A 26,203-nucleotide genomic window follows, 5' to 3' on the forward strand; every position below is an offset into this window, starting at 1 on the left:
TGGCAGCCATGGATAGAACCAGTTTGATCGCCGAATTGAACAATCGCGGCCTCAGCGATGGGACTGGGAGCGGGCCGCTTTACAAGCGCCTGGCACAGGCGCTGACCGGCCTTATCCAGGAGGGTCTGCTGAAACCAGGCACGGCGCTGCCGGGCGAGCGCGATCTTGCCAGCGCACTGGAAATCGGCCGCGTCACGGTCAGAACCGCCTACCGCGACCTCCTCACCTCAGGCGTCATCGAATCCCGCCATGGCAGCGGTACCTTCGTTTCGCAGCATGTCGAGCGCATCGAGCAGCCGCTCTGGCGCCTCTCCTCCTTCTCGGCCGACATGCGCTCGCGCGGTCGCGAGCCGGGAGCTCGCATCCTCCAGCGCACCATCAGCACACCGGCGCCGGAAGAATCCTTCCTGCTCGGCCTCGGCCTCGATGAGCCGGTGTTGCGGCTCGACCGACTGCGCCTCGCCGATGGTCAGCCGCTTGCCATCGAGCGCGCCGTCGTTCCCATCAAGTTCCTCGGCGAAAACGCCATATCCGAAGGGTCGCTCTACGATGCGCTGGCCGCCAAGGGCTTCAAGCCCGTCCGTGCCCAGCAAAGGCTGACCGCCGTGACGCTCGACCCCACCTCCGCATCGATCCTGACCGTCAAGGCCGGGGCGCCGGCGCTGCTGATCGAGCGCGTTTCCCGCCTGGCCGACCAGCGCGTCGTTGAATATACCCGCTCGCACTATCGCGGCGATGCCTATGATTTTGTTGCCGAATTGAGAATTGGAGATGACCTATGAGCGAGACCCAATCCCTGATGCTGACGGAAGCCGGCCAATCGCCTGAGGTGGTTGCGACCCTGCTTGAAAAGGAAAAGCCCGCCTTCGCCGAGATCGCGAAGCTCTTCTCGACCGGCCAGCCGTCGCTGATCACGACGGCGGCGCGCGGCTCATCCGACCATGCCGCTACCTTCTTCAAATATCTCTTCGAAATCTCCTGCGGCATCCCGGTCGCCTCAGTCGGCCCGTCGATCGCCTCCGTCTATGGTGCACCGCTGAACCTGAAGGGCGGCATCCACTTCACGGTGTCCCAGTCCGGCGGCAGCCCTGACATCATCGCCATGCAGGCGGCCGCCAAGAAGGGCGGCGCGACCACGATCGCCGTTGTCAACGTCACCGACAGCCCGCTCGCCAAGGAAGCCGACATCGTGCTCGGCCTCAATGCCGGCAAGGAACAGAGCGTCGCCGCCACCAAATCCTTCATTGCCTCGGTCGCAGCCCTTGCCGGCGTCACGGCTGCGGTTTCGCAGGATAAGGCCCTGATCGACGGCCTTGCCAAGCTGCCGGAAGCGCTGGCCGCCACCTCGGGCATCGACGGCAAGGCTGCCGAGGATGTGCTCTTCCACGCCTCCTCGCTCTATACCGGCGGTCGCGGCCCCGCATTTGCGATCGCGCTCGAAGCGGCGCTGAAGGCCAAGGAAACCGCCGGCCTTCACGCCGAAGCCTTCTCACTGGCCGAACTCATGCACGGCCCGATGCGCCTCGTGCAGCCGGGCTTCCCGATCGTCGCCTTTTCGCCCGACGATGCCGCCTTCGCCAACAACGCCCAGGCGCTCGAGCGCCTGCAGAAACTCGGCGCGACCGCCGTCTCCTTTTCGACCGCACCGCTCGCCGGCATCAACCTGCGCATGCCGACGACAGGCAACGGCCTGCTCGACCCGCTGGTGTCGCTGCTATGCTATTATCGCCTCATCGAGTCGGTGACGCGTCGCAAGGGCTTCGATCCGGACAAGCCGGCTAATCTTCTAAAGGTAACGGAGACCATGTGATGGACTACAAGGTCTTTAAAGGCGCGCGCATCTTCGATGGCGACCGCTTTCACGAGGATAGCGCATTGGTGATCGGCAACGGCCGCATCCATGCCATCACCGGCGTCAACGATGTGCCCGACAACGCCGAAACGATCGAATTGAGGGGCGGCGTCCTTGCGCCCGGCTTCATCGATGCGCAGGTCAATGGCGGCGGCGGCCGCATGCTGAACGACGAACCTTCGGCCGACTCCATGTATATGATCGCCGCCGGGCATCGCCCCTACGGCACGACATCTCTGCTGCCGACGCTGATTACGGATGTCGCAGCCGCAAGCGCGGCAGCGATCGAAGGCGCCATCGAGGCGGTAAAAGCCAATCGCGGCGTCGCCGGCCTACACCTGGAAGGCCCGCATCTGGCACCGGCGCGCAAGGGTGCGCATCTTGCCGAGCTCATGCGCCCGGTCGAGGACAGCGACGTCCGGACCTTCATCCGCGCCCGTGAGGAAATCGGCACCTTGCTGGTGACGATTGCCGCCGAACAGATCACCGAGCGGCAGGTGCAGGCGCTGGCCGAAGGCGGCGTCATCGTCAGCATCGGCCACAGCGACTGCACGGCGGAAGCCGCCGATGCCCGTTTCGATGCCGGCGCCCGCGGCGTCACCCATCTTTTCAACGCCATGAGCCAGATGGCGCATCGTGCACCCGGTCTCGTCGGCGCGGCGATCGACCACCCTGCCCCCTGGTGCGGCATCATCGCCGATGGCCACCATGTCGACCCGATAGCGCTGCGGGTCGCGCTGCGCGCCAAGCGGGGCGAAGGCCGGCTGTTCTTCGTGACGGATGCCATGTCGCTCGTCGGCACCGACCTTTCGAGTTTCACGCTGAACGGCCGCACGGTCTATCGCACCAAGGGCGGCTATTGCTCCAAGCTGACGCTCGACGATGGCACACTGGCCGGCTCGGATGTCGATATGGCCTCCACCATCCGCTACGGCGTCAATATCCTCGAGCTGCCACTGGCGGAAGCCCTGCGCATGGCGACGTCCTACCCCGCCCGTTTCCTGCGGCTTACGGATCGCGGCCACCTGACGCCGGGAATGCGAGCCGATCTCGTTCACATCAACGACGGCATCGAAGTCACGGAAACATGGATCTCGGGTCAACCTTCGGCCTGATCCAACATGCAAGGACATTCGGCATGAGCGCAGTCACGGACAGCTATTTCTCGGCCCTTATCGGCCGACTGGAAACCTTGCGTGAAACGCTGGCCGAGCCCATGTCGAAAGCTTCCGCTGCCATCTGCGCCGCCGCCCGCGCCGACCGCCGCGTCTATGTCTTCGGCACCGGCCACTCGCATATGCTGGCCGAAGAAGTGCATTATCGCGCCGGCGGCCTCGCCTTCACCATTCCGGTGCTTGTGGGCTCCGCCATGCTGCATGAAGGCGCCGTCATCAGTTCGGTCTATGAGCGCACTGAAGGCCTCATTCGACCGGTCTTCGAACGCTACGGTATGCAGCCGGGCGACGTGCTGATCATCGCCTCCAATTCCGGCGTCAATGCCGCGCCGATCGAGGCGGCGGATTATGGCCGCGAGATCGGCGCGACGGTCATTGCCATCACGTCGCTCGCCTATTCGGCAGCCATCGCCAATGGCCGCCGAAGACTTGCCGATATCGCAGATATCGTGCTGGACAACGGCCTGCCGCCGGGCGATGCCATGATCGACCTGCCGGGCACGGAGCTGAAGGTCGGACCTGCCTCGACGGCCGTCGGCACGACGGTCCTGAACGCTATCTTCGCCGATGTCGCCGCCGAACTCTGTAAGGATGGCAATCCGCCCGTCTATCTCAGCGCCAACATGCCGGGCGCCAAGGAAACCAACCAGCAGCTGGTCAAGAAATATCGACCGCGCAACCCGCATCTTTAAGGCATCTGCGGAAGACGCCTAGCCATTTCCCATCTGGAACCGCGTGAAAACAATCAGATAGAACAGCCGAGCGATTCCCGTGAAACGCTCGGCCACTCCATCAGAGATCATTGCGCTGCATCGGCCGCCGAAGGCTCCTGCGCGGCTTCCGCCTGCTTGCGCCGGCGGCGCAGGACGACGTAGAAGACCGGCGTCAGGAACAGGCCGAACAGCGTCACGCCGAGCATGCCGGAGAAGACCGCCGTGCCGAGCGACTGGCGCATTTCCGCACCCGGGCCGGTGGCGATCATCAACGGCACGACACCGAAGATGAAGGCGAAGGCCGTCATCAGGATCGGGCGCAGACGCAGATGGCTGGCCTCGATCGCTGCTTCGACGGCACTTTTCCCCTCAGCCTGCGCCTGCCGCGCGAACTCGACGATCAGGATCGCATTTTTTGCCGCAAGGCCGATCAGCACGATAAGCCCGATCTGCGTGAGGATATTGTTGTCCATGCCCCTGAGATGCACCCCGATCAGCGCCGCGAGAACCGCCAGCGGCACGATGAGAATGATGGCAAGCGGCAGGATCCAGCTTTCATACTGCGCCGACAGCGCCAGGAAGACGAAGATCACCGACAGGGCGAAGATATAGATCGCCGTATTGCCGGTATGCTTCTCCTGATAGGCAAGCTCCGTCCATTCGAAGGTCGTGCCCGCAGGCAGGAGGTTTTTTGCCAGCCCCTCCATGATGTCGAGGGCCGAACCTGTGGAAACGCCCGGCGCCGGATTGCCCTGCACGGGAACAGAGACATACATGTTGTAGCGCTGCACGAGCGTCGGTCCGGTCGTATCCCGGATGTCGACCAGCGTGCCGAGCGGCACCAGAGCCCCTGTCGCCGAGCGCACTTTCAGCGCCAGAATATCCTCCCGCTCCATGCGATATTGCTGATCGGCCTGCGCCCGCACCTGATAGACGCGGCCGAAAGCGTTGAAGTCGTTGACATAGGATGTGCCGAGGTTGATCGACAGCGTCTCGAAGATATTTGGGATCGGCACGTTGAGGGCACGCGCCTTGTCGCGATCGATCGCCAGGAAATATTGCGGGCTGTTGGCCGAGAAGGTGGTGAAGACGCCGCTGACGCCCTTGTTCTGCGCGGCCGCTCCCATCATTTGATAGGCGAGCGGCAGAATGCGGCGCATATCCGGATTTTCCCGGTCCATGATCTGCATCTTGAAGCCGCCGGAATTGCCGACGCCGCGGATCGACGGGGGCGGAATGGCAATGATGAAGGCTTCCTGGATGCCCTGCAGGCTGCCGAAGAGCTGGCCGATGATCTTGGTGGCCGTGTCGCCGGTCTTCAATCGCTCCTCGAACGGCTTGAACGGCGTGAAGATGACGCCGGAATTCGAGGCATTGGTGAAGGTTGCGCCGTTGAAGCCGGCGAAGGCGACAGCATTGGCGATACCCGGCGTCTTGGTGATGATCTCCGTCGCCTTCTGGATGACGGCGTTGGTACGCGCCAGCGACGCGCCGTCAGGCAGCTGCACGACGACGATGGCATAGCCCTGGTCCATGGTGGGAACGAAGCCTTGTGGTACGATCCTGCCCATATACCATGTGCCGGCCAACAGCCCGGCGAAGACGAGAAGCGCGCAGGCAAGCGCCGCCCATGTCGTCACAAGGTGGCGCACGATCCAGGAATAGCCGCTGCTCATCCACTCGAAACCGCGGTTGAACCCGTCACCCAAGGCGCGGCCGAACCGCGCGAAGACATTGTTGGATTTCTCGTGACTGTGCGGACGCAACACGATCGCCGCGATCGCCGGCGACAGCGTCAGCGAATTCAGACAGGAAATCGCCGTCGCGACCGAGATCGTCACGGCGAACTGCCGGTAGAACTGCCCCGTTATGCCCGGAATGAAGGCCGTCGGCAGGAAGACCGCGATCAGCACCAGCGAGATCGCAAGCACGGCCGTGCCGACTTCGTTCATCGTGACATGCGACGCCTCTTTCGGCGTCATCCCGAGCGCGAGGTTGCGCTCGACATTCTCGACCACCACGATCGCATCGTCGACGACGATGCCGATCGCAAGCACCAGGCCGAACAGCGTCAGCATGTTCAGCGAGAAGCCGAAGGCGAGCAGGAAGGCGAAAGTGCCGATCAGCGACACGGGAATGGCGACGATCGGAATGATCGCCGTCCGCCAGGATTGCAGGAACACCAGCACGACGATGGCGACGAGGACAGCCGCCTCGAAGATGGTCTTGTAGACTTCGCTGATCGACTCGGCGATGAACTCGGTCGGATTGTAGATGATGCGGTACTCAAGCCCCTGCGGGAAATCCCGCGACAGGTCCTCCATCGTCTTCTCTATATCGGCGGCAGCGGCGAGCGCATTGGTGCCGGGCCGGGCAAAGACGCCGAGCGCGACCGCCGGACTGCCGTTCAGATAGCTGTTGGTCACATAATCCTGCGCCCCGAGCTCGATGCGCGCGACATCCTGCAGCTGCACGAGACGGCCGTTGCCTGTCGCTTTGACGATGACGTAGCGGAATTGCCGTGCGTCGGAAAAACGCCCCTGCGTCGTGACGGTATATTGGAAGGCATTAGTGCCGGAAACCGGCGGCCCGCCGATCGAGCCGCCGGAAACCTGCACGTTCTGGTCCCGCAGCGCCTGCACGATATCGCCGGCGGTCATGCCGTAGGCGGCAAGCTTTTCCGGATCGAGCCAGATGCGCAGCGAATATTGCCGCTCGCCGAAGAGCTGCACGTCGCCAACGCCATCCAGGCGCACGAGAACATCGCGGATGCGCGTGCGGGCATAGTTGGAAATATAAAGCTGGTCGTAGCGATTGTTCGGCGAGAGGAGATGCACGACCATCATCAGATCGGGCGAACTCTTGACCGTGGTGATGCCGATGCGGCGGACATCGTCGGGCAGGCGCGGTTCTGCAATGGCGACACGGTTCTGCACCAGCACCTGCGCCTTGTCGAGATCGGTGCCGAGCTTGAAGGTGATCGTCAGCGCCATGGAGCCGTCGGCGCTGGAATAGGAGGACATATAGAGCATGTCCTCGACGCCGTTCACTTCCTGCTCGATCGGCGTTGCCACCGTATCGGCGATGGTCTGGGCATCGGCGCCCGGATAGGACGTGCGCACGACGATGGTCGGCGGCGCGACTTCAGGATATTGCGCCACCGGCAGCTGGAAATAGGCAATGCCGCCGACGATCAGCAGCACGATGGATAGAACCGATGCGAAGATCGGTCGATCGACGAAGAAGTGGGAAAACCTCATTGGTTCGTCCCCTGTGCATCGGCCTGAGCCGGCGGCTCGTCATTCGTCGCCTGCTGCGGCAGCTCGATCAGCTGCGGCGTCACCTTGACGCCGGGCCGGATGCGCATCAGCCCGTTGACGACGATGGTCTCGTCGCCGGTCATGCCGTCGCGGATGACGCGATAGCCATAGAGTTTCGGTCCGAGACGGACGGACTTCGGCGTGATGTTGCCGGCAGTATCGACGGTATAGACGACACGCTGGTTCTGATCCGAGCCGATGGCTTCGTCCGGAACGAGGATCGCCTTGTAGCTGTTGGAGCCCTGTACCTGGACGCGCCCGAAGAGGCCGGGCTGGAGGATAAGATCGGGATTCGGGAAGCTGGCGCGGACGCGGATCGTGCCCGTTTCGTTATCGACGCGGTTCTCAGCGAAATCGAGCTTGCCCTTGAACGGCTTCTGGCGGGAATCGGCGATGGTCACGGTCACATCGAGCCCGCCGCCGCCTTGCTGCAGGGCGCTGCCGTTCTTGCGGGCTTCGTCGGCATAGGAAAGCAACCGACGCTCGTCGACATCGAAATAGAAATCGATCGGGTCGAGCGACACGATGGTCGTCAGCACGGTTTGATCCGCCTGCACGAGATTGCCCACCGAGATCAGCCGGCGGTCGATACGGCCGCTGAGCGGTGCGGTGATCTTGGTGAAATCCATGTCGAGATTGGCGCGGTCGACGGCCGCCTGCGCGCCGCGCACATTCGCCTCGGCGGAAACGAGATCTCGGCGGCGGTCGTCGAGGGTCGATGCCGACTGGCTGCCCGTCGTCGACAGGGACTGAGCGCGCTTGAACTGCGCATCGGCAAGCGTCAGCGACGATTTCGCAACTTCCAGCGAGGCCGTCGACTCGTTCAGCGCGGTCACGAAAGGCCGCTGGTCGATGACGAAAAGCAGGTCGCCCTGCTTGACCATGGCGCCATCCTTGAAATGTACTTCCTGCAGGTAGCCACCTACCCGCGAGCGGATAGAAACCTCATCGACTGCCTGGAAGCGCCCGATGAACTCGTCACTGTCAACGACATCGCGGACGATGGGTTTGGCGACCGTGACGGGCGGAGCCGTCGGGGCGCCCTGCGCCAGTGCTTGGGCACCGGAAAAAACGGCAAAAACACAGCTAAACAAAACGGCACGCGGCAGCATCGGCAGAAGCCCCCCTCGAAAAACCGCATGCGGCATCAAGCGCCGTCATCACGGTAAGCGCTCACGAAATTTGCCTGTAACTTTCCGCGAAGAACCTGTCGCCATCAGGCGCAATGAAATCAGGTCGCTTCGGACTTCCCCAACATGCGCCACGGGCCACGTCGGCCCGGGGGTATCAACCGGCTCGTCGTCCGGCAGCATGCGTTAATGTATAAACGGTTTATCGGATTCGACAACAGGGAATGAACCGGCTGCGGCCGAGCGCAACCGATTGTTTTTACTACATAGTAAAGACGCGCATAAGGTGAGCGGATATGAGCCCTAGCCCTCCAGCTCCTCACGCAGCATTTCGAGCTCCAGCCATTCCTCTTCCATCTTGCTCAGGCTTTCGCGCAGCTTTTCCATCTCCGCAGCAAGACGGTTGAACGTTGCGGCATCCTTGGAAAAGAGGTTCGGATCGGCCATTTTCTGCTCGCGCGCAGCGATTTCGGCTTCCGCCTTGGCCATTTCCTTCGGCAGATTTTCCAAAGCGAATTTCTGCTTGTAGGAAAGCTTCCCCTTGCTCTTCGAGGCGTCGGAAGCCGGCGCCGAAGCTTCGGCCAATTTCGGCTTCTCGGCAGCCTTTTCCGCCCGCTTTCGCTCCTCGATGGCCCCCTTTCGCTGGGCGAGCATGTCGGAATAGCCACCGGCATATTCGATCCAGCGACCGTCGGGATCTTCCGGATCGGCCGGCGCGATCGTCGACGTCACGGTACGGTCGAGGAAATCGCGATCGTGACTGACGAGGATGACGGTGCCGGCAAAGCCGGAGACGATTTCCTGCAGCAGGTCGAGCGTCTCGATATCGAGATCGTTCGTCGGTTCGTCGAGGATCAGCAGATTGGTCGGCCGCGACAGGATGCGCGCCAGCATCAGCCGGGCGCGCTCGCCGCCGGAAAGATTCTTGATCGGCGTGCGCGCCTGCTCCGGCTGGAACAGGAATTCCTTCATGTAGCCGGTCACGTGCCGCTGCTCGCCGTTGACGAGCAGGTTCTCGCCGCGTCCGTCAGTCAGGTAGTTGGCGAGCGTATCTTCCGGGTTCAGCTCCTCGCGCTTCTGGTCGAGCGTGGCGATTTCCAGATTGGTGCCAAGCTTCACCGTGCCGCTATCCGGCTCCAGCTGACCCGTCAGCATCTTCAGAAGCGTCGTCTTGCCGGCACCGTTCGGGCCGACGAGACCGATGCAGTCGCCGCGATGCACGCGGATCGAGAACGGCGCGACGATCGACCGATCGCCATAGGTCTTGGTGATCTTCTCCGCCTCGATCACCAGCTTGCCGCTTTCCTGCGCGTCGGACGCAGCCGCCTGCACGGTGCCGAGAGCGCCCTTGTGGCCGCGATAGCGGGAACGCATGTCCTGCAGCTCGCCGAGGCGGCGCATATTGCGCTTGCGCCGCGCCGTCACGCCATAGCGCAGCCAGTGCTCTTCGCGCTCGATCTGCTTGCCGAGCTTGTGCTGCTCCAGCTCTTCGGCCTCGAGCACCTGATCGCGCCAGACTTCGAAATGCGCAAACCCCCTGTCCAGCCGGCGCGAGGTGCCGCGGTCCAGCCAAACGGTCGCGGTCGAGACCTTCTCCAGGAAACGACGGTCGTGCGAGATCAGCACCAGCGCGCTGCGGCTCTTCTGCAGCTCGCCTTCCAGCCATTCGATGGTCGGCAGGTCCAGATGGTTCGTCGGCTCGTCGAGCAGCAGGATATCCGGCTCCGGCGCCATGACGCGGGCGAGAGCCGCGCGACGCGCTTCGCCGCCGGAGAGATTCTTCGGATCTTCCTCGCCGGTCAGGCCGAGATGGGAAAGGAGATAGGTGACACGATAGGGATCGTCGCCCGGCCCGAGGCCAGCCTCGGCATAGGCCGCCACCGTCTTGTAACCGGCAAAATCCGGCGCCTGCTCAAGATAGCGCACAGTCGATGACGGATGACGGAACACCTCGCCGGATTGCGCTTCGACGAGACCGGCAGCGATCTTCAATAGCGTCGACTTGCCGGAACCATTGCGGCCGACAAGGCAGATCTTGTCACCGGGCTCCACCTGCAGGCCGGCACCGGCGAGCAAGGGCGCACCGCCGAAGCTCAGAAAGATGTCGTCAAGTTTCAGAATGGGAGGGGCCAAGATCAGACTCCGGAAAGATCATAAGGGCGGGCAAGAACAATCGCCCTGCCGCTGCCGAGCGAAAAGCGCACGTCGCCTTCCGCCACGTTGGAAATGGTGCGCGATCCGCCAAAGGACAAATGAAAATCGCGCAAGGGATAACGGGCATTCTCAATGAACAGGCCCTTCAGATCGCTGAAGCTGAGGACGGAAAACAGCGAGCCGGCCGGCAGCGCCAGCGTGAGATTGCCGGGCGGAAGCGGCACCGCCTCCTCGTCACCTGAGGTCAGCAAGATATCGAGGCCCTTTTCGGCCAGATGCACGCCATAGAGCAGATGCTGGATCGCGTGATCGGAGCGTTCGCCGCCCATGGCGCCTGCAAGGATCAGTCTCGTGGCACCGCGATCGATCGCTTCCGAGACGGCAATCTCACCATCGGTCGCCGCTTTCGCCGCTGGATAAGGCTGCTTGGGCACCTTGGGAAACGCGCCCTGCAAATCGGCAGGCGTGGAATCGAAATCGCCGACCCACACCTCAGGCTCCACGCCGAGCGCGAGCGCATGGCGCATACCGCCATCGGCCGCGATGAAACGACTGCCGGAAACCGCAGCGCGCAACCGCTCCGTCAGACGGAGCTCGCCGCCGAGCAGGATGGTGAAGGTGGTGGACTGGCTCATGAGGCAAGCCCATAGCGCAAAGTCATATCCCTAGGGAAGAGCACCATGGGCAAGAACGGCCGCGACGACGGCTCAGTCGTCCGTTTCCTTGATGCGCGCCTGGAAAACCTGCTCGTAGCCACTGACGTAACGGTCGAACAGTAGCGAGAAGCTCTCGATCTCCTCCGGCGTCCAGTCGGCAAAGATGCTGCCGATGACGGAATATTTCTGTGCCTGGATTTCCGACAGCAATCTTTGCCCGAGAGCGGTGAGCACCACCACGATGCGCCGCGCATCCGCCTGCGATGCCTTGCGCCGCAACACGCCGCGCGTCACCATGTCGGCAACGATACGGCTTGCTCGCGAGGGATCGATGCGCAGCATCTCGGCGATGGTACCGACGGTGACTTCACCCGTCGCCTCCGCCCGCCTGACGACATCGAGCACATCGAGATGCGAAAGCTCAAGCCCTGGCGCCACGCTCTGGATGGCAAGCCTGCCGATCATGCGGCGCCCCGTCAGCAGACGCATGCGCGTCATGGCATGGCCGATGCGCAGCAGATTCTCATCATCGGTCTGGGCCTGGGCTTCAACTTCACGTGTATTGGTCGCAGATGTCATCTTTCCACCATATCAGAGGCAGAAAACAAATAAAACATGCAAACAGCATTCACCTGTCATTGACAATTATATGCCATTAGCACATATATCTCAACTATGAAAACCGGGGCGTCCCGCGCATTCGATCGACCGCGCAGCGTTTCGGCCAAGCTCGGATTTCCTGCCCCATGGACATGCAGACAACCTTCGCGCCGCTCGTGGCGGATCATAAGCGGCGGCTTATCCTTTTCCTGTTTCTGATGACTGCCATGTTCATGGCAACGCTCGATAACCAGATCGTCTCGACGGCACTGCCGACGATCGTCGGTGAGTTCGGCCATCTGGAGCGCTTCGGCTGGATCGGATCGGCCTATCTTCTCTCGCTCTCCGCCGTCATGCCCGTTTACGGCAAGCTCGGCGATCTCTTCGGCCGCAAATATGTGATGATGACGGCGATCGCCATCTTCACCGTCGGCTCCGCCGTCTGCGGCCTCGCCGTTTCGATGGATACGCTGATCGCCGCCCGCGTCCTTCAGGGCCTCGGCGGCGGCGGCATCCTCGTGTCGATCTTCGCCGTCAATGCCGATCTGTTCGAGCCGCGGGAACGTGCCCGCTACCAGAGCTATTCGAGCCTCGTGCTCATGGCGTCGGGTGCCATCGGCCCCGTTCTCGGCGGCACGATGAGCGATCTCTTCGGCTGGCGCTCCATCTTCCTCGTCAATGTGCCGATCGGCTTTATCGTGCTGGCCGGCCTTGCCACCATGCTTCCCTATCGCAAGCCGGCCCGCCGACCGAAGATCGACTATGCTGGCGCGATCGTCCTTGCGCTGACGACGACGAGCATCGTGCTTGCCGCCGACGGTACCGAACTCTTCGGATCGTTGCTGTCGCCGCAATGTCTCGGCATCATCGCCTTCGGCGTGATCTGCGCCGTCGCCTGGGTCTTCATCGAGCGCCGCGCACCAGAGCCCATCGTGCCGATGACACTGTTTCGCAATCCGACATTCGGCCTTCTGCTGATCATCTCTATCACCAGCGGCGCCGTCGCCATCGGTATGGTGAATTATTTCGCGCTCTTCCTGCAGACGACGACGGGCCTTTCGCCCTCGATGGCCGGGCTGCTGTTCATTCTCCTGACCGGCGGCATCGTCTGCGGTTCGCTCTCGGCCGGACGACTGATCGCCGCGAGGGGCCGCTACAAGCCCTTCGCCGTCGCAAGTGCTGCCTGCAGTGCCATCGCATTCGGCTCGCTCGCCTTCATGCCTGCCGGCACGCCCATCGTCTTCATCGGCGGCCTGATGCTGCTGCACGGCATCGGCATCGGTCTTGCCCAGCAGGTGCCCGTCATCGGCGTGCAGAATGCAGCCGCTGCCCGGGACGTCGGTGCAGCAACCGGCGCTGTCACGCTCTCGCGCATGGGCGGCGCCTCCATCGCCATCTCCATCTACGGCGCCATCATCGCCGCCAAGCTCGGCAATGTCGGAATCTCCATCGCCGGCGTATCCGATATCGAACAGCTGACACCGAAGATGATGGCCGCATTGCCGGAAGCAACCCGCGAGGCCGTCGCCAACGCCTATGCGAGCGCCTTCAGCCCGCTGTTCATGACGGCCGCGGGCATCTGCCTCATCGGCCTCCTGACCTCGCTGACGCTGAAGAACGTCCAGCTCCCGGGTGCGGCGAAGAAATTCGACAGCCCGACGGCCGCCGCGCACGCCGCCGAGTAAGCTCCTCCGGCCTGCAATCGGCAAGGGAATCATTTCCCTTGTCATCCCTTCGTCACAAGGCTAAATCTGCCAACGCTCTAACGGGGTGCCTTATGTCCTTACGGACATCCGGCTGAGAGGCTTTGACCGGCCAACCCGCGGAACCTGATCCGGCTAACACCGGCGGAGGGATTAGACGCGTGACGAAATCATAGCGCCCTTTTCCCCTTCAAGACGAAACCAAAGAGGAGGCGCTACCATGCACAACCGTTCGCCATTGTCATTTTTCGCCGGCCTGGCGCTTGCCGCCGGAACGGCCTTTCTGGCCGCACAGCCTGCCGCTGCAGCCGACAAGACCCTGACCATCTACACCTATGAGAGCTTCACCGCCGATTGGGGTCCGGGCGCCAAGGTCAAAGCTGCCTTCGAAAAGACCTGCGGCTGCACGGTCAATTACGTCGCCGTCACCGACGGCGTCGCGCTTCTGTCGCGTCTGAAGCTGGAAGGTGCAGGCACCAAGGCCGATGTCGTTCTCGGCCTCGACACCAATCTCGTCGATGAAGCGAAGGATACCGGCCTCTTCGATGTGAGCGGCGTCGACACCTCGGCCCTCAAGGTTCCCGGTGGCTTCAAGGATGATGTCTTCGTACCCTACGACTACGGCCATTTCGCCGTGATCTACGACAGCCAGACCGTCAAGAATCCGCCGAAGAGCATGAAGGATCTCGTCGAGGGCGATCCCACCCAGAAGATCGTCATCGAAGACCCACGCACCTCGACGCCCGGCCTCGGCCTGCTGCTCTGGGTCAAATCGATCTATGGCGACAAGGCGGCCGATGCCTGGGCAAAGCTCAAGGGCCGCGTCCTGACGGTGACGCCTGGCTGGTCGGAAGCCTATGATCTCTTCACCAAGGGCGAGGCACCGATGGTGCTCTCCTACACGACCTCGCCGGCCTACCATATGATCGAGGACAAGACCGACCGCTATCAGGCGGCTGCCTTCTCGGAAGGGCACTATATCCAGATCGAGGTCGCCGGCCTGATCAAGGCCTCGCCGAACAAGGAGCTTGCCCGCGACTTCCTGAAGTTCATGGTTTCCCCCGGCTTCCAGGACATCATCCCCACGAGCAACTGGATGATGCCGGCCTCGGCCACTTCCGCGCCGCTGCCGGACGCCTTCAGCAAGCTCGTGGTGCCGTCGAAGACCTTCCTGATGAGCCCTGCCGACGTCGACAAGAACCGCAAGGCCTGGATCGACGAATGGCTGACCGCCACCAGCGGCAACTGACGTCCTGATCATGCTCACGGCACCCGAACGACGACGTGCCATTTCCGGCGGGGCATTCAGCTTCGCCGGCATCGCACTCTTCGTCGGGATCGCCGTGCTCACCCTGCTCACCGCCGGCATCGAATCCGGCGGTGATACCTCGCTGACCGACCCTTACCTGCTACGCGTCCTGCGGTTCACGCTGCTGCAGGCGGCGCTGTCGACGCTGCTCTCCGTCGCCCTCGCCATACCCGTTGCCCGAGCATTGGCCCGCCAGCCGCGCTTTCCCGGCCGGCTGTGGCTGATCCGGCTGATGGCCGTGCCGATGGGCCTGCCTGTCCTGATCGGCGCCCTTGGCCTGCTCGGCATATGGGGCCGGCAGGGGCTGCTCAACCAGATGCTCGCCGCCCTCGGCCTGTCGCAACCCGTCAGCATTTATGGTCTTGCCGGCATCCTGCTTGCGCATGTCTTCTTCAACATGCCGCTCGCCTGCCGGCTGATGCTTGCCGGGCTGGAGCGCGTGCCGGCGGAATATTGGCTCGTGGCCGGCGGGCTCGGCATGCGGCCTGCCTCGGTCTTTCGCTTCATCGAATGGCCTATCCTGCGCGGCCTCATTCCCGGCATTGCCGGCCTGATCTTCATGCTCTGCGCCACCAGCTTCACGCTGGTCCTGATCCTCGGCGGCGGCCCGGCCGCAACGACGCTGGAGGTGGCGATCTATCAGGCGCTCCGTTTCGATTTCGATCCTGCCCGCGCCGTGTTGCTGTCGCTGCTGCAAATCGCCGTCACTCTCGTCATCCTTGGCGCCATGACGCTGTTTCGCGCACCGGACGATCACGGGCTCACCAGCGGCCGCGCCCTGCGACGCATCGATGGGCAAAGAGCGGCTGCACGATGGGTCGACGCCATCATGCTGTCGGCGGCCACACTCTTTCTCGGCCTGCCGCTCGCTTCGGTCGTCGTGACCGGCCTCGAGGCAAATCTCTTGAAGCTCATCGGCCAGCCGATCTTCCTGCAGGCGGTCGCTACAAGCCTGGCGATCGCGCTCGCTGCCGGCCTTCTGGCCGTTCTGCTATCCTTTGCGATCATTCGCGCCCGCTCGGTGATATCGGCAGATCGCCGCAAAACCTTCAGCCTGCGTGGCCTGGCGATCGCGTTAAGCGCAAGCTCTTCGCTCATCCTGCTGGTGCCGCCGATCGTGCTGGCGACGGGCTGGTTCCTGGCGCTGCGGCCATTGGGCGATCCCAGCCGTTTCGCCGCTCTTCTGATCGTGATCATCAATGCACTGATGGCGCTGCCCTTCGTCATCCGTGTCATCGAGCCAGCCCATACGGTGCATCGCCTTCGCACCGAGCGGCTGGCGGCAAGCCTCGGACTTCACGGCAGTGCCCGCCTTCGCCTGATCGATTGGCCGGGTTTGCGCAAACCGTTCTTCACGGCGCTCTCCTTCGCCATGGCCCTGTCGCTCGGCGATCTCGGCGCCGTGGCGCTCTTCGGCTCCAACAGCCTGATGACCCTCCCCTGGCTGGTCTACAGCAAGCTCGGCAGCTACCGTACCAACGATGCCGACGGATACGCCTTGATCCTCGGCTTGGTCTGCCTTCTCTTGACCATGGCCGGCACAGCCGGTCAAAGCGTACGCGATGACGAAAGCAGGCGAAATGGATGATGGCAGGGACATGAAGGAACAGGGCATCGCCATGGCCGGCGTCGAACTGCGCCTCGGCGCGCATGACTTCCGCTTCGACTGCACATTGCCGCAGGGCAAGATCATCGCCGTCGCCGGACCTTCCGGATCAGGAAAATCGACCTTCCTCAATTTGCTAGCCGGCTTCGAACAGCCCGACCGCGGCCGCATTATGCTCGCCGGACAAGACGTGACCGGCCTGCACCCCGCCGAACGACCGGTATCGCTTGTCTTCCAGGACAACAACCTCTTTGCCCATCTCGACCTCTTCACCAATGTCGGTCTCGGTATCAGCCCGTCCCTGAAACTCTCAGCTCATGACCGGCATAGGGTCTCGGAAGCCTTGGTGCGCGTTGGACTGCCTGACTTCGAGAAGCGCAAGCCGGGAACGCTCTCCGGCGGCGAGCGGCAACGGGCCGCCTTCGCCCGGGCGCTGGTGCGCGACAAGCCGATCCTGCTGCTGGACGAGCCTTTTGCCGCCCTCGATCCCGGCCTGCGCTCCGGCATGGTCGAACTCCTGAAGACCCTGCATCGCGAAACCGGCAATACGGTACTGATCGTCTCGCATGATCCGGCCGAAGTGCGGCGCCTTGCCGACCATGCCGTCTTCATCGATGGCGGCATGATCAAGCTCGCCGCTCCCATCGGGACCTTCCTGGAGACGGACGGCATTCCGGCATTGACCACATTTCTGCGGCATTGATTGCGCCGCAGCATCTTGTCGCCGATTTTGCCTTAATTTCGTCGCGGCAAGCGGCTGAAAGTCCTGGGGAATGCTTGCTAAAATACAACGCCGCCACATTTAAACGGAGTCTCGCTATGCAACCGGTGCCAAAATCGGCTACAGCAAGGGGTGGAGACCGTCGGGTAAATGCGGATCGATGGGGGCGGAACTAACCTTTGTCGGCGCGCGACGATGATCGGCCCGGTAACGATCAACCGGATTTGGCGCCGAGCCGGCATGACAGCGAAATGAGTAGGATACAAGTCCTGAAGCAGAGCAAGCGAGCAGAACGAAGGATCAGCGCGACCGTCGCAGCCCGTTTGCGCCGCTTTGTCCCCTTCCTTGCAGCCGCAATGATATTGAACAGCTGCCAGACGGTGCTGGACCAATCCTATCAGCCGAGCGTTTCCCCCTCCGCCAATCCGCAGATCGTTTCCGAGGTGCAGAAGAACGATCCGCGCGCGCAGATGGGCGCTCGCGAGCATCCGCGCATTCTTGCAAGCTATGGCGGCGAATATAAGGATGCCAAGACCGAGCGGCTCGTTGCCCGCATCGCCGGCGCCTTGACCAGCGTGTCGGAAAATCCGCAGCAGTCCTACCGCATCACCATTCTCAACTCCCCCTCGATCAACGCATTCGCGCTGCCGGGCGGCTATCTCTATGTCACGCGCGGTCTCTTGGCGCTTGCCAATGACGCTTCCGAAGTCGCTGCCGTGCTGGCACATGAAATGGCGCATGTGACAGCCAATCACGGCATCGAGCGGCAGAAGCGCGAAGAAGCCGAAGTCATCGCCAGCCGCGTCGTCGCCGAAGTCTTGTCGAGCGATCTCGCCGGCAAGCAGGCGCTTGCCCGCGGCAAGCTGCGCCTCGCCGCCTTCTCGCGTCAGCAGGAATTGCAGGCCGACGAAATCGGCATCCGAACGCTCGGCCAAGCCGGCTACGACCCTTATGCCGCTGCCCGCTTCCTGAACGCGATGGAGGACTACAGCCGCTTCATGTCGGCCAATTCCGACGTGGACCAGAGCCTGGACTTCCTTTCAAGCCATCCGAGCACGCCGCAGCGCATCGACCTTGCCAAGGCGCATGCACGTGAATTCGGCGAGGAAGGCAAGGTCGGTGATACCGGCCGCGACTATTATCTCAACGGCATCGACGGCCTGCTCTATGGCGACAGTCCCGAGGAAGGCTATGTGCGTGGCCAGACCTTCCTGCATGGCGGCCTCGGCATCCGCTTCGACGTGCCGCCCGATTTCCGTATCGACAACAAGGTCGAAGCTGTCATGGCGACCGGCCCCGGCGATATCGCCATCCGTTTCGATGGCGTTGCCGACACGCAGAACCAGAATCTGACGAACTATATTTCCAGCGGCTGGGTCACAGGCCTCGATCCGTCCTCGATCAAGTCGATCACCGTCAACGGCATGCCCGCCGCTACGGCGCGCGCCTCTGCCGATCGCTGGGATTTCGATGTGACCGTGATCCGTGATCGCACGCAGATCTTCCGCTTCCTGACGGCGGTGCCGAAAGGAAATATCGCCCAGCTCGATCAGACGGCCAATGTGCTGCGCGCGAGCTTCCGCCATATGACGCCGGACGAAGCCGCTTCGCTGAAGCCGCTGCGTGTCCGCGTCGTCACCGTCAAGCCCGGCGATACGATCACGACACTTGCAGCCCGCATGATGGGCACCGACCGCAAGCTCGATCTATTCAAGCTGATCAATGCCCTGCCGACCGGCGCAAATATTGCACCGGGCGACAAGGTCAAGATTATCGCGGAATAGAGCAATTCCAGGAAAAGTGCGAAGCGGTTTTCCGTCCGGAATTGCCTAAGGGAGCGTTTTCGCAATTCAAAGAAAAGCAGAAACGCTCTAGCGGCTGTTACCGTCCCCGGCTGAGAGACAGGATCTCTCAGGCGTAGCTTGCCATGCGTGGATCGGCATCGACCAGCGCGGAGCGAAGCTTGTCCATGGCGCGGCTTTCGATCTGACGCACGCGCTCCTTGGAAATGCCGAGATCGGCGCCGAGTTCCTCGAGCGTTGCCCCATCTTCGACGAGACGACGCGCCCGGATGATCTTCATCTCGCGCTCGTTGAGATGCTTTAGCGCCGATGCGAGCCAGATGCGGCGGCGTTCGCCGTCGATCATGTCGGAGACCTGCTCATCGGGAAGCGGTTCGTCGCTGATCAGAAAATCGATGCGTTCGGCGCTTTCGGAATCGCCGGCTATCGAGGGCGCCTGCAGCGAGGTATCGCTGCTGGAAAGGCGCGCATCCATCGTCTGCACATCGGCGAGGCTGACGCCGAGCGTGACGGCGATTTCCTCATGGATGGACTGGACAGTGACGCTGGAATTGCTGCGGGCAAGCTTGGCGCGCAGCCGGCGCAGGTTGAAGAACAATGCCTTCTGGGCGGAACTTGTGCCGCCGCGCACGATCGACCAGTTGCGCAGGATATAGTCCTGGATCGAAGCGCGAATCCACCAGCTTGCATAGGTAGAGAAGCGAACCTCCCGTTCCGGTTCGAAGCGGGCAGCCGCTTCAAGCAGACCGACATAACCTTCCTGCACCAGATCGCTCATCGGCAATCCGAAATTACGAAATTTTCCCGCCATGGAAATGACGAGGCGCATATGGGCGGTTGCGATCTGATTGCGGGCACCACGATCCTCGTGGTCCTTCCAGCGAATGGCGAGATCGTGCTCTTCGTCGCGATCGAGATAGGGAGCAGCCATCGCAACTTTGATCATGCGCCGATCTGCAGACATATTCGTCATATGCATCTCCTGGGTTCGGCCTCAAATCGTCTCTATGCCGCGGTCGACGAAAAGGGCAGTAAGCATCGTTTCCGAACATCGCTGTTCGGATGGAAATCAATGAATGAAATTGCAAATTGGAAACCGATATCCGGCTCGCCGGATGATCGATGACTAGTCTAGTTCGATCTCATCGAACGGGTCTGACGATTGAAGCATCTTCAGATCGCCGGGGAGCTTCGAGTGAAAACGCATAGGCCGGTCCTCGTGAACGTCTATAAATACGGCCTTTATGGAACCCCTCTCCACAGGAGCGCACCCACACCGACCGGTAACACGAGGTTTAAACGCGGCAGAACGGAAAAGGTTCCAAAGAAAAAACCCGGCACGAAGGCCGGGTTTTTTGAAGCAATATTGGCGCCTTGGCCTTATGCGGCTTCGTCCTGCGAGTCGTCGTCGTCAACGACCTTGCCGCGCTTCGGACCCTTGTTCAGATTGGCCTCGACAAGACGAACGGCTTCGGTTTCCGACATCTTGTTGACGGCGGCAATTTCGCGCGCCATGCGATCGAGGGCAGCTTCGTAAAGCTGGCGTTCGGAATAGGACTGCTCTGGCTGGTTCTCGGCACGATAGAGATCGCGAACGACCTCCGCGATCGAGATCAGATCGCCGGAATTGATTTTGGCATCGTATTCCTGCGCGCGGCGCGACCACATAGTGCGCTTCACACGGGCCTTGCCCTGCACGACCTTCAATGCACGCTCGACGAAATCCGTCTCGGAAAGCTTACGCATGCCGATGCTCATGGCCTTGGCCACCGGCACCTTCAGGCGCATCTTGTCTTTCTCGAAGTCGATTACGAACAGCTCGAGCTTCATGCCTGCGACTTCTTGTTCTTCGATCGCAGTGATCGTACCGACACCATGGGCCGGATAAACGATCGCTTCACCAGTCTTGAAGCCGTGGCGTGCTGCTGAAGGTTTTTTCTGCTGGGTCGTCATTCTTTTCAAAAACTCCCTGTTACGCGCCCCGTTAGGGCCGGGGTGCCGGGTCAGTCAGGCCCGGATGAGACGGACGTACCGTCGGGTCACTTCATCCTGGTCCAGCCAGACTTATGCAAACAGAAACCCATCCATCGCGATCCGGGACCCGACAACACAATACGTTGATATGTCAAGGAAACCGCGTACGGATTGGTGATTTGCTTTCGTGATGGTTTTGGGCATGCGAAATGCCGCAGTGGATCAGTGTGAGGAACCTATCACAAAAATCTGAGGAAATCAATAATTTGCTGCGCGCGCGCCAAAATGGCCACGTTGACCGACCAGCGGCCCAACGGCAATGATTCGCTTTCTGCGATATCGACTACACCTTTATCGACGGCCTGTCACGACCTTCGATCAGTCGCCCGCGCCGGGGTTGGTCGAGAAATACTTCTCGAATTTACCCTGTTCGCCGTCCATTTCCTTGGCTTCCGGCATCGGGTCGCGCTTGACCGTGATGTTCGGCCAGATGGCGGCATATTCCGCATTGACCTTCAGCCACTTGTCGAGACCCGGCTCCGTATCGGGCTTGATCGCCTCGGCAGGACATTCCGGCTCGCAGACACCGCAATCGATGCATTCGTCGGGATGGATGACAAGGAAGTTCTCGCCTTCGTAGAAGCAGTCGACGGGGCAGACTTCCACGCAGTCGGTGTATTTGCAGCGGATGCAATTGTCGGTCACGACATATGTCATGAAGCACTCCAGGAATGTCTCTAGCTTTCCGCGGATGCGCAACCTGGAACGTCGCACCTTTCCACGGAGCCGAACGGACAGACGAATGCGCCACGCACAAACGCGCCGTCCGGCTGTTTACCGGCGGGTTGATCGTGAGGTATCGACTTTGTCAGCCAATTTCAAGGACAAACAATCTTGAAAACCGCCTGCAGCAGGCAGAGTTTTCTAATCCTTGTCGGAGGTGAGCCGATCGATTGCGCGCCGATCCCTTTTCGTGGGTCTGCCGCTGCCCGGCGTCCGTAACGCCTGCTCGAATGGGGTGAGGCGTTTTGTCTCATCCGGCGGCGGCGTCAGATCTTCGTAAAGCAGCCTGGCTTCCTCGAATGGGCCTCTGCGATCGCCGGATGCGCGTACGATCAGTATGACATCCCGCCGCTCCAGCGAGAGTTCGATGCGGTCGCCGGCCTTGATGCCATGGCTCGGCTGTACGACCCGCTCGCCATTCACCCGTACGCTGCCGTTCTGCACATAGAGCTGCGCCAACGAGCGGGATTTCACCATACGGGCAAAGAACAGCCACTTATCGATGCGCTGGCGCGAACCGGAAAATGGCTGTTTCTCGTCCGTCATGGGCTCTATTTCTTCATCTGCTCCTTGAGGGCAGCGAGCTTGGCGAAAGGAGAATCCGGATCGATCGGCTTTTCCTTGCGCGGCGGCTTGGCCTCGAAGCGCAGCGGCTGCGACGCGCCGCGATTGTTGCGATCATTCCGGTCGTTGCGTTCGCCACGGTCCTGACGATCACCGCGATTGCCCTGATGCTGCGGACGACCGCCTTCGCGGTTGCCGCGCGGACCCTTGTTGTCGCCGCCGCGATTGTCACGGCCATCACGACGATCGCGTCCCTCACGATTGCCTTCGCCACCACTTGCCTGCTGTTCGCTGCCGCCACGGCGATTGCCGTGCTGACCGCGACCCTCGCCCTGCTGGCCACGACGGTCACCATGACCACGGCCACCCTGGCGCTGCTGGTTGTCGCTTCGGCCGCCCAGGCGCCAGAGCAGAACCGGCTTCGGTTCCGCCGGTTCAGCGGCCGCTTCCGCAACGGCAATGGCTTCGACAGCCACGGCGACTTCGGTCTCAGCCGACGCCTCGGCGGGAGCCGCCGTTTCTTGCGAAACGGCTTCTACTTCCTTAGCCGGCTCTTCAGTCGCAGCGTCGGCATCATCGTGATCGGCCTTTTCGGCAACGACCTCAGCAGCCGGCGCCGCCGGTGCCGCAGCCGCGTCCTGCTGGGCGAGAAAGGCTGTTGCCTCCTCCGCCTTTACGGAATCGGCGCGATAACCGAGACCCTTGAGGATTTCCTCCATGTCCTCGAGCGTCGCGCCGAGGATGGAGAGCATCGCGGTGGTCGTCGTGAAGCGACGGCCGTCATAGGCGCCGTCGGGGCGTGAAGCCTGGCCGGGCTTCCACTGCAGCAGCGGACGAATGAGATCCGCCAGGCGCTCGAGGATGTCGATACGCACCGCGCGCTTGCCGAGGAACCGGAAGCCCGCAAGCTTGTAGAATGTGCGCTCATAGCCCGGATCGGTGACAACAGAGGTACGGCCGGCAGCAAGAACCGGGATCAGATCGCCATAACCCGGCTTGTCGAGACCATCATTCTTCAGCGCCCAGAGCAGCGTGATGAGCTCGGCCGGAGCCGGCTTCAGAAGCGCAGGCACGAAAATATGGTAAGCGCCGAAGCGAACACCGTAGCGGCGCATGGAGGCGCGCCCATCCTGATCCAGCGACTTCACTTCTTCGGTCACGTCGCGACGGAACAGAACGCCGAGATTTTCCACCAGCTGGAAAGCCAGCCCCTTGGCAAGGCCCTGCAGATCCTCGGCGCGCTGGAGATCGTCCAGCGGCTTCAGGATCGTGCTGATATGATGGTTCACGAAGCGCTCGATACGAGCGGCGACATGGTCGCGCGCATTGCCCGTCAGCTGCTCGTCGGCGAGCAGGATGACGCGCGGACGCATGACATGATCACTGCCCGACAGGCGTGCCACGGGATCGCCGAGCCAACGCACCAAGCCATCGGCGCTGATCGCGAGATCGCCGTTGCCGGCCGCATGCAGACGTGCGGCACGTGCCTCGAATTCCAGCGCGAGCGCCTTCTGCGAGGCCGTCTGGACAGCCTTGGCATCCGGCCCTTCGGTCCCTGCGATAGGCGTGAACCGGAATCCGGTCAACTGCCCCACATGATGTCCCTCAACGAAGACATCTCCATTCACACTGATTTCAGCTTCCAGCATCGCATTCTCTCTCAGGCGCTTCATGAGCACAGATGTCCTGCGATCAACAAAGCGTTTCGTCAACCTCTCATGTAACGCGTCGGACAATCGATCTTCGATTTCCCGCGTCTTTTCTTGCCAGTGTGTCGGATCGGCAAGCCAGCCGGGCCGGTTCGACACATAGGTCCAAGTCCTTATCTGCGCGATTCGCGCCGAAAGCGTGTCGATCTCGCCATCCGTCCGATCGGCGCGGTGCACCTGTTCGGCAAGAAAATCCTCTTTCACCGTGCCATAGCGCACGAGGTCGGAAAAGAGGGCGGCAATGAGATCGGCGTGCTGGGCAGGCGTGATGCGCCGATAGTCTGGAAGCGCACAGGCTTCCCATAATTTCTCAACCCGGGCCGGGTTGCTGGCAAGATCGACTATCTCCAGATCGCGTGACAGATATTCCAACGCCTGCTGGTCTACCGCAGGCAGCGCCCGCGTCAAGCCCTGCACGCGAGGCGCGTCTTCCAAACTGCTGCGCAATGCCGCGATCGAAGCAAAATTCAGTTCTTTGGTGCGCCATTGCAGCACCTTGACCATGTCGAATTCGTGTCCCTCGATCCGGCGCACGAGTTCGTCGTCGAAAGGATCGACCTGCCCGGTCACGCCGAAGGTGCCGTCCTTGAGATAACGACCGGCGCGACCCGCAATCTGTCCGAGCTCGGCCGGATTGAGATTGCGGAACTGATAGCCGTCGAACTTGCGGTCCTGGGCGAAGGCGACATGATCGACATCGAGGTTGAGACCCATGCCGATCGCATCGGTCGCAACCAGATATTCGACATCGCCGGCCTGATAGAGAGCCACCTGCGCATTGCGGGTTCGCGGGCTGAGCGCTCCAAGGACGACGGCCGCCCCACCGCGTTGGCGGCGGATAAGTTCTGCGATCGCATAGACCTCGTCGGCAGAGAAGGCGACGATCGCCGTGCGCTGCGGCAGGCGGGTGATCTTCTTCTGCCCGGCATAAAAAAGATGCGACAGCCTGGGCCGTTCGACGACGGTGATCCCTGGCAGAAGCTGCTCGAGGATGGGCCGCATGGTGCCCGCGCCGAGCAGCAGGGTTTCGTCGCGCCCGCGCAGGTGCAGGATACGGTCGGTGAAGATGTGCCCGCGCTCCAGATCGCCCGCCAGCTGCACCTCGTCGATGGCGACGAAGGAGGCGCGTGTCTCGCGCGGCATGGCCTCGACGGTACAGACGGAATAGCGCGCATTTGGCGGCGATATCTTTTCCTCACCCGTCACCAAAGCAACGTTGTGCGCCCCGACCTTTTCGACCACGCGCGTATAGACCTCGCGCGCAAGCAGCCGCAGCGGCAGGCCGATCACGCCGCTGCCGTGCGCCACCATGCGCTCGATGGCGTAATGGGTCTTGCCGGTATTGGTCGGTCCGAGCACCGCGGTCACGCCGCGTCCGCTCAGGATCATGGGCTGCGAAGTCTGAGTCATAGGTCCGTGCATGGGCGAGAAACCGCCGTCTTCCGATCAGCGTGCTCCTCTTGGAGGAAACGAACAGATGACGACCATATGTGACAAAGGCAAGACCTGAATGAAAAAACAGATGCGGCAACAATCGATTTCATATTTGATCGCTTCAACCATAAGATACATTTTCGCTGCATCCCATGCGAGTCCCGGCGATTCCGGAACAGCTTGAGAACGAATCGGAGACGAATCGCTGACTCCGTCGAGTTCCTTATTTGTTCACGACTACATATGGATTTCAATAAAAAGATTCCCACCAAATACTGAATCTTGTTTATGCAGCTTTTCCACGGCAAAAGGAGTCAAGCGGAGAATCCTCAGCCAGCGAAATTTCGCGTAATTTTATAGTTAACAATCTGCAAATAATGACATTTCTCGTGAATCATCCAGCCCTGTTAACGTCTGGCTCAAAGCCGGAACGAATCGGAGACGAATCGTAGATTCGAAGCGATTCCACTTTTGTTCTCCACAACATCTAGCGTTTCCTGGGCAAAGGCATACCGGACTCTGAATGGTTGAGACCGGGATTCAGGCCGAATCTGCGATTGCAGTTAATCTTTTAGCGAGCGTAGCTATTATGAATCAATGAACACACGCATTAAGTGCGAACGTTAACATCTCGATCAAAGCCGGAACGAATCGGTGACGAATCGCTGACAGGCACCGGTATCGTCTTTGTTCACGGCTACATGTTGTATTTCGCCGGGCCAGCATCGCCACATAGGGATCGGCATGAACGGCGATACTGCCCGAAGGCTCGTGGCGAATTAACCAATCGGCTCGTGAATGCACCACCCAAGCGATATTCGCCACCGGTCCCGCCTTGCCTCTCGGCACGCCGGCAAAGGCCCTGCGGTTAACTAAAGTCCAAACACAGAACGAATCGCAGACGAATCACAGACATCAGGTCTTTCTCGTTTCGTTCACCGCAACCTATTGTATTTTAATCATATTTTAACCATAGAAGCAGGTCAGCCGCGACGTCC

General features: G+C 61.5%; 19 protein-coding genes and 1 riboswitch. Of the genes, 9 read left to right on the forward strand and 10 right to left on the reverse strand.

The window, feature by feature from the left end:
• Window positions 1-8 precede the first annotated feature (8 nt).
• The 4 genes from ABOK31_RS15925 to ABOK31_RS15940 are packed head-to-tail and all read left to right on the forward strand — an operon-like array spanning window position 9 to window position 3,719.
• Window positions 9-782 carry a GntR family transcriptional regulator gene (locus ABOK31_RS15925; RefSeq protein ID WP_174173326.1) on the forward strand — a complete coding sequence of 258 codons (774 nt, stop codon included), beginning with the start codon at window positions 9-11 and terminating at the stop codon, window positions 780-782.
• Window positions 779-1,810 (forward strand): SIS domain-containing protein, encoded by a 1,032-nt coding sequence (locus ABOK31_RS15930; protein ID WP_349956654.1) that lies wholly within the window; start codon window positions 779-781, stop codon window positions 1,808-1,810. The genes ABOK31_RS15925 and ABOK31_RS15930 overlap by 4 nt, the downstream gene beginning before the upstream one ends.
• Window positions 1,810-2,967: an N-acetylglucosamine-6-phosphate deacetylase gene (gene nagA / locus ABOK31_RS15935; protein WP_349956655.1), complete on the forward strand. Its 1,158-nt coding sequence runs from the start codon at window positions 1,810-1,812 to the stop codon at window positions 2,965-2,967. The genes ABOK31_RS15930 and nagA overlap by 1 nt, the downstream gene beginning before the upstream one ends.
• 23 nt (window positions 2,968-2,990) lie before the next feature.
• Window positions 2,991-3,719: an SIS domain-containing protein gene (locus tag ABOK31_RS15940; protein ID WP_174173323.1), complete on the forward strand. Its 729-nt coding sequence runs from the start codon at window positions 2,991-2,993 to the stop codon at window positions 3,717-3,719.
• Between the two features lie 107 nt (window positions 3,720-3,826).
• Here ABOK31_RS15940 and ABOK31_RS15945 read toward each other — a convergent pair whose 3' ends face one another.
• The 5 genes from ABOK31_RS15945 to ABOK31_RS15965 all read right to left on the reverse strand — a co-directional run bounded on the left by ABOK31_RS15945 (window position 3,827) and on the right by ABOK31_RS15965 (window position 11,579).
• Window positions 3,827-7,000, reverse strand: a complete 3,174-nt coding sequence (locus tag ABOK31_RS15945; protein WP_349956656.1) for a multidrug efflux RND transporter permease subunit — start codon at window positions 6,998-7,000, stop codon at window positions 3,827-3,829.
• Entirely contained in the window at window positions 6,997-8,172 is a 1,176-nt protein-coding gene (locus tag ABOK31_RS15950) for an efflux RND transporter periplasmic adaptor subunit (RefSeq protein WP_349956657.1), read from the reverse strand. Before ABOK31_RS15950 ends, ABOK31_RS15945 begins: the two co-directional genes overlap by 4 nt.
• 321 nt (window positions 8,173-8,493) lie before the next feature.
• The gene (locus ABOK31_RS15955; protein WP_349956658.1) at window positions 8,494-10,323 is read right to left on the reverse strand and encodes an ABC-F family ATP-binding cassette domain-containing protein; all 1,830 of its coding nucleotides are present in this window, start codon (window positions 10,321-10,323) and stop codon (window positions 8,494-8,496) included.
• A 2-nt stretch (window positions 10,324-10,325) separates the two neighbouring features.
• The gene (locus ABOK31_RS15960) at window positions 10,326-10,979 is read right to left on the reverse strand and encodes a thiamine diphosphokinase (protein ID WP_349956659.1); all 654 of its coding nucleotides are present in this window, start codon (window positions 10,977-10,979) and stop codon (window positions 10,326-10,328) included.
• Between the two features lie 72 nt (window positions 10,980-11,051).
• Window positions 11,052-11,579 carry a MarR family winged helix-turn-helix transcriptional regulator gene (locus ABOK31_RS15965; protein WP_174173318.1) on the reverse strand — a complete coding sequence of 176 codons (528 nt, stop codon included), beginning with the start codon at window positions 11,577-11,579 and terminating at the stop codon, window positions 11,052-11,054.
• A 167-nt stretch (window positions 11,580-11,746) separates the two neighbouring features.
• On the opposite strand from ABOK31_RS15965, the gene ABOK31_RS15970 reads away from it, so the two are divergent.
• The 5 genes from ABOK31_RS15970 (at window position 11,747) to ABOK31_RS15990 (ending at window position 18,723) form a co-directional block, all read left to right on the forward strand.
• Window positions 11,747-13,285, forward strand: coding sequence for an MDR family MFS transporter (locus tag ABOK31_RS15970; RefSeq protein ID WP_349956660.1), 1,539 nt, complete (start codon window positions 11,747-11,749; stop codon window positions 13,283-13,285).
• Window positions 13,286-13,356: 71 nt separating this feature from the next.
• A riboswitch (TPP riboswitch) is annotated at window positions 13,357-13,473 on the forward strand.
• Window positions 13,474-13,523: 50 nt separating this feature from the next.
• The gene (gene thiB / locus ABOK31_RS15975) at window positions 13,524-14,552 is read left to right on the forward strand and encodes a thiamine ABC transporter substrate binding subunit (RefSeq protein WP_349956661.1); all 1,029 of its coding nucleotides are present in this window, start codon (window positions 13,524-13,526) and stop codon (window positions 14,550-14,552) included.
• Window positions 14,553-14,562: 10 nt separating this feature from the next.
• The gene (gene thiP / locus ABOK31_RS15980) at window positions 14,563-16,200 is read left to right on the forward strand and encodes a thiamine/thiamine pyrophosphate ABC transporter permease ThiP (protein WP_349956662.1); all 1,638 of its coding nucleotides are present in this window, start codon (window positions 14,563-14,565) and stop codon (window positions 16,198-16,200) included.
• Complete coding sequence (locus ABOK31_RS15985; protein WP_349958974.1) at window positions 16,193-16,921, forward strand: ATP-binding cassette domain-containing protein; 729 nt, start codon at window positions 16,193-16,195, stop codon at window positions 16,919-16,921. Before thiP ends, ABOK31_RS15985 begins: the two co-directional genes overlap by 8 nt.
• A gap of 374 nt (window positions 16,922-17,295) precedes the next feature.
• Entirely contained in the window at window positions 17,296-18,723 is a 1,428-nt protein-coding gene (locus tag ABOK31_RS15990) for a M48 family metalloprotease (protein ID WP_174173392.1), read from the forward strand.
• Between the two features lie 127 nt (window positions 18,724-18,850).
• On the opposite strand, the gene ABOK31_RS15995 is transcribed toward ABOK31_RS15990, so the two are convergent.
• From ABOK31_RS15995 to ABOK31_RS16015, 5 genes are all read right to left on the reverse strand, one after another.
• Complete coding sequence (locus ABOK31_RS15995; RefSeq protein ID WP_349956663.1) at window positions 18,851-19,714, reverse strand: RNA polymerase factor sigma-32; 864 nt, start codon at window positions 19,712-19,714, stop codon at window positions 18,851-18,853.
• 407 nt (window positions 19,715-20,121) lie between these two features.
• Window positions 20,122-20,694: a CarD family transcriptional regulator gene (locus ABOK31_RS16000; protein WP_174173313.1), complete on the reverse strand. Its 573-nt coding sequence runs from the start codon at window positions 20,692-20,694 to the stop codon at window positions 20,122-20,124.
• Between the two features lie 399 nt (window positions 20,695-21,093).
• Window positions 21,094-21,432 (reverse strand): ferredoxin FdxA, encoded by a 339-nt coding sequence (gene fdxA, locus ABOK31_RS16005; protein ID WP_092719014.1) that lies wholly within the window; start codon window positions 21,430-21,432, stop codon window positions 21,094-21,096.
• A 207-nt stretch (window positions 21,433-21,639) separates the two neighbouring features.
• Window positions 21,640-22,044: an RNA-binding S4 domain-containing protein gene (locus ABOK31_RS16010; RefSeq protein ID WP_349956664.1), complete on the reverse strand. Its 405-nt coding sequence runs from the start codon at window positions 22,042-22,044 to the stop codon at window positions 21,640-21,642.
• A gap of 5 nt (window positions 22,045-22,049) precedes the next feature.
• Window positions 22,050-25,181: a helicase-related protein gene (locus ABOK31_RS16015; protein ID WP_349956665.1), complete on the reverse strand. Its 3,132-nt coding sequence runs from the start codon at window positions 25,179-25,181 to the stop codon at window positions 22,050-22,052.
• Between the last annotated feature and the right edge of the window lie 1,022 nt (window positions 25,182-26,203).

Source organism: Rhizobium sp. ZPR4 (genome assembly GCF_040215725.1).
Classification (GTDB): Bacteria; Pseudomonadota; Alphaproteobacteria; order Rhizobiales; family Rhizobiaceae; genus Rhizobium; species Rhizobium rhizogenes_D.